Source organism: Streptomyces sp. PU-14G (assembly GCF_041028275.1).
Lineage (GTDB): Bacteria > Actinomycetota > Actinomycetes > Streptomycetales > Streptomycetaceae > Streptomyces.
Genome location: NZ_JASKYT010000469.1, coordinates 1 through 5,040, shown reverse-complemented (window position 1 = coordinate 5,040; position 5,040 = coordinate 1). Strand labels below are relative to the sequence as shown.

The window sequence follows — 5,040 nt, the reverse complement described above, 5'->3', positions numbered from 1 at the left end:
CCCCCGTGCCCCGTTCTCGGCGAACCGCCAGATGGCGACCTGCGTCCCGGCAGCGGCGGCCTGCGGAGTGAGCCGCTTGGCTCCCGCCGCCTTCGCCAGCGCCTGGAGGTCGTTCCTGTGCGGGTAGGAATGGTCGACGACCCAACGGATCCGGCCCGCGTTGCGGTTGCCCCACAACGGCGACGTCTTCCCCTCCCCCTCGGCATAACGCGACTGCTCCTGTACGGGGTTGAGCGCGTCGATGCCGTAGGTCTGCAGGGTGCCGCCGCCGTCGACGGCCATCTCGAAGAGCCCGGCGCTGATCTCCTGCCGCTCGCCGTCCACCGTGATGACCGCCTCGTCGGCCGTCGTGAGGCCGTTCAGCGTGGCGGTCGCCCCGTTCCGCTGCTCCGGCTGCCCTCCGGCCGGCACGCCCTGGGCGGCGTACTGGCCCGCCGCGGGGTGTGCCGCCGGATGTGCCGCCCCCGGATGTGCCGCCGCTGGTGGCGCACCCGCCGCCACGCAGGCTGCGGACAGCCCGGTGGCCACGGCGGCGGCCATGAGTCGGTGAGCCGTCCGCGCGCGTACAGAAGTCATGGTCTTCCCCTCTTGGCAGCGCGCGCACGAGGCCGTCTCGCCCCCGTGCGGCCGGTCTGCCGCAAAGCTGAACCCCCCGGTCGGTACGGGTGGGATCGTAGGAAGATCAACAGCGCGGAATCCCCAGGATTCACGGCGGACACACATTCCGACTCGGAATCGTTATCAGCGAATCCGGCGGACCGGGACGATCACGGCGCACCTCGTTGACCTGGAACGCTTCCTTCCGCCACGGCTTCGGACACCAGCGCCTCGCCATTCGACCCCCCTGCCTCGACCGGTTCCGCACCGGAACCACCCGTTCCGCCAGCACGTGCTCCGCCCTTGCGAGCGGACCGCCCGGGCCGGGCATTCCGGACGAGTTGGTCAACGGGCTGCCCGGCGACGGACTGCCCGGCGACGGCCTCCCCCGCAACGGCCTCCCCGGCGGGCTGCTCACCTCCTCCTCCGGCCGAGCCCCTTTTGACTCGTTCGCCCCCACCCGCGGTCTGCGGCTGCGCGGCGGGCCCAAACGGGTCGGGCACCGCCGCGTCCAACGGCGGCCAGGCGGGCGCGGGGCCCCGCGTCAGCTCCGGGGCCGCGCGGGACATCCGGACGAAGGCGGCCGTGCCGCGCGACAGGTCATGCCCCACCGTGGCAGCCGTCAGGTCGGCGTTCAGATAGCGCCTGCCCTCCCGCTCCTCCTCCGCGAGCCGCAGCTGCCCCCGGACGACGACGGGTTCGCCGCGGGACAGCGACGAGGCGACATTGGTGGCGAGGGAACGCCAGGCCCACACCGTGTAGAAGCTGGTGGAGGCGTCCGTCCACTGCTCGGTGCGCCTGTCGAAGCGCCGCACCGTGCTGGCGAGCCTGAACCTGGCCACCGGAACCCCGGACGACGAGGTCCAGTGGTCGACCTTCGTCGCCACGTTGCCCATCACCGTCACGTGCGTCTCATACATGCGAACCACCCCCGTGCAGCGGCGGACCGGCCGCCGCTGCCCTGTGTTCTCGTGCCGTCTTCTGCTTCCGGTTTCCAGGGTGGGGGAGGAGGCGAGGCCGTGGGGAAAAGGGCTCGAATCTGTGGATTACTCGCTGGTTGTGCACAAGTCGGTCACCGAAGTGGGTGACGGATCGCCTCCCGCGGCCCTCCGCGCGTCCCCCGGGGTGTCCGGCCACTCATCCCGGGCGCCCGGCCACTCACCCCTGACGCCCGGCCACTCATCCATGGCACCCGGCGATTCGCCCCTGGCGCCCGGCGATTCGTCCGTGGTGCCCGGCCACCGGCCCTCGACGGTCGACAGATGCGCCCACGTGCCCAGAGGGTCTCCCGCGGCTCCGACCGATCCCGCCGCGATGGCGAACTGCTCCCGCACCTCGCGGTAGCGGACGAGCTCCGCCGCCACCGGTTCCAGCACCCGCTCCCTGCCGCAGGAGGCGGCGAGCTGCCGCAGCCTGCGTTCCGCCTCCAGCCCGTAGGCGCGGGCGGGGCCGCGCGCCGCCCTCCGGCATCCCCAGGCGAGCAGCGGCCCGGCCGACGTGGCCGCCATCAGGGCCGCGCAGGGCAGCAGAACGGTGCGCGTGACGCCGCCCGCCATCGCGACCGTGGCCAGCACCCACGCGACAGCGGCCAACTGAAGCCCGAGGAGCAGCCACTGGCCCCCCAGCGCGGCGGTGTGCCACGGCGGACGCGACGCCCTCACCGCCCGCCGCCGCCCCGCACGGGAGGAGCGGGAGAAGCGGGGGAAGCGGGAGAAACGGAAGAGGCGCGGGAGGTGAAAGAGGTGAAAGGCGTGGGAGAGACGGGAGGGGCGCGATGAGCGCGGCGCCCGAGAGGCATCCGCCTGCGTACCGTCCGGCGCCACCTCCCCCGCTGCGCCGTCCGGGGCCTGCTCGTCCGGGAGCCTGCCTCCCGGATGTGCCCCGGCCGGGGTGCCCCCCTGGGACTGGGCCGGGATCGCCTCCGCAACCGACGCGGACGTGCTCGCGTCCGGTTGGCCTTCGGCGCCGGGGGCCGACGGGACGCCGGCGTCCTGCTCGCGGCCGGGCGGACGGTGGTCCGCCGGGCCGGGGGCGATGCGGGTGTCGGCAGCGCAGGTCGCCATGACCTCGTCCAGGACCTCCGGCAGGCCTGCCGCGCCGCGCCGCGCGGACTCCCGGACGGTGCGCGCCCAGGCGCTGGGCAGACCTGCGGCAGCCGCGTCGGCCACCTCCCGCACAGCTTGCGCCACCACGGGCCGGGCGGCACGCGGCTGTTGCAGCGTCTCACGTTCCCGCCCGCCGCCACGGGCACGCTTGCCGCTGTGGACGCCGGTGACGGACTCGCCGCCCGCGCCCGCCCCTGGCTCTGGCTCTGTCTCCGGCGCGGGCTCCGGCTCCGTACGGGTGTCGGCACCCGTACCGATGCGCGCACCCACACCCGCCCCGGCGCCCGACACCGACTGCGACTGCGGCTGCGACTGCGACTGCGATTCTGGCTCCGAATCCGCCTGCGACTCCGGTCCCGACTCCGGTTGCGGACCTGGTTGTGTCCCCGCGCCGGTCGTCGGCTCGCGGGAGTGTTCGGCGCGGTCGGCGAGGCCGGGACGGGAGGCGTACCAGCGCAGGGCCCGCACCCAGGGGGTGCCGCAGGAGCGTGCGGCCTGTCGCAACCAGGTGCGTTCGGCGGCCTGCCCCGCGGCGGCGGCACCGACGGCGACGGCCAGGCGGTCCTCGAAGTCCTCGCGAGCGCGTTCGGTGAGCCCGACGGGGCCGCCCGCCGAACCAGATCCAGGACCAGGAACGGGACCGGGATCGGCGTAGACGGGGCGGAGGCGTTCCATGGTGCCGTCGAGGTCGGCGCTGAGCCGCAGGACGGCGGCGCGCTGCTGTGCGACGAACTCACCCAGCTCCTCGTGCAGTACGCCGATGCCCTCGTGGGTGAGCGCGGAGGCGGACAGGACGACGGCACCCGGTTCACCGTGCTCGCCCAGCGCCATACCGTCCTCGTCCAGCAGCCGCCGCAGGTCGTCGAGGACGGCGTCGACGGCGTCACGGGTGAGGCGGTCGGTCTGGTTGAGGACGACGAAGGTGACCTCGGCGTGGCCGGCCAGGCGACGCAGGTAGCTCTCGTGCAGGACGGCGTCCGCGTACTTCTCCGGGTCGACGACCCACACCACCGCGTCGACCAGTTCGAGCAGCCTGTCCACCTGCTCGCGGTGGCCCGGTGCGGCGGAGTCGAGGTCGGGCAGGTCGATGAGGACCAGACCGCTCAGGCCGATCTCGCGGGTGCGGTGCCGGGCGTGCTGCGGGATGCCGAGCCTGTCGAGCAGCCCCTCGGGGCCGGCGTCGCCCTCGCGGCCGGCCGCCTCCCACGTGCAGGCGACGGGGGCGGCGGTGGTGGGGCGGCGCATGCCGACCTCGGAGAGGCGGGCGCCTGCCAACGCGTTGAACAGCGACGACTTGCCGCTGCCCGTGGCGCCCGCGAGCGCCACGGTGGTGTAGGAGCGGGGCAGGCCCCGACGGGCCGCCGCCTCGTCCAGCATCCGCCCCGCCTCGGCCAGTACCTCGGTGTCGAGCCGGGTGTGAGACAGGCCGACGAGCTCGCGCAGGGCTCCGAGCCGCTGCCGCAGCAGCTGCTCTCCCGCGCCCCGCGCGTCCAGTACGTCCGCACCTTCGCCTGTCTCCCATGCTCCACGGCGCGCGTTCTGGTGTGCGTCCCGGTGCGCGGCCACGTACTCGTCCCAGGGGAACCCGCCGGTCGTGTCCTCACCGCCGTGCCCGGTCGCGTGGGCGCTGTGCCCGGGAACGCCGTCGGCGTGACCGGCAACGTCGAGGTCCGGCACCTCGTCGCCCCGGTGGCCGTCGCCGCGCACCTCCCGGCGTGCCTCTCCTTCCGCCGCTCGGGGAATCCGGGCGGCGGCGGCCGGAGCGGAGACGGCTCCGGCCGCGTCGGTGCGGAGAGCGGTCCCGGTCTCCGTGACGAGGCCGGAGCCCACGCCTGCGTCCGTGCTCGGGCTCGGCCCCGAGCTCGGGCCCGAGCCGCTGTCGACGCCCGCGGGAGCGGCGGCGCCGGTGCCTGAGCTCGTTCCGGTACTCGTCTCCGTGCTCGCGCCCGTAGCGGTGTCAATACCGGTATCGACACCGGTACCGGTACGGGTCGCGCTGCCGTAGGAGTCCGGCCAGGACGCACTGCGCCAGGGCGGCGCCAGGCCGGGGGCGAGGGAGTCCGTCTCCCGCTGCACGCCGTCATCGACAGGGGCGTGCATGTACGTCAGCGGCTCCCGGCCGTCCGGCTCCTGGAGGTGACCGGTGCTGTGCTGTCCAGTGCTGTGCTGTCCCGTGCTGTGCTCGGCCGGCTCCGGGACACGCTGTGCGCGGACCCGGCGGGCAATGACACCGTCATCCCAGACGAGCCCCGTCTCACTCGTGACGGCCCGCGCGCCCTGCGAGCCGTCCACCGCCCGCGAGTCCGCTTCACCGTCTGCCCCAGCCTCGGTTCCGGCC

General features: G+C 74.5%; 2 protein-coding genes and 1 pseudogene. All 3 read right to left on the bottom strand.

The genetic code is table 11. The annotated features are described in order from the left end of the window. On the bottom strand, positions 1 to 576 hold a 576-nt coding region (locus AB8Z75_RS31625; protein ID WP_369208041.1), incomplete at its 3' end, for a TQXA domain-containing protein. Positions 577 to 767: 191 nt separating this feature from the next. After that, a complete protein-coding gene (locus tag AB8Z75_RS31620; protein WP_369208039.1) occupies positions 768 to 1,517 on the bottom strand; it encodes a single-stranded DNA-binding protein in 750 nt (249 codons plus the stop codon). 399 nt (positions 1,518 to 1,916) lie between these two features. Beyond that, positions 1,917 to 4,994, bottom strand: a pseudogene (locus tag AB8Z75_RS31615) (GTPase); the annotation flags it as partial. Between the last annotated feature and the right edge of the window lie 46 nt (positions 4,995 to 5,040).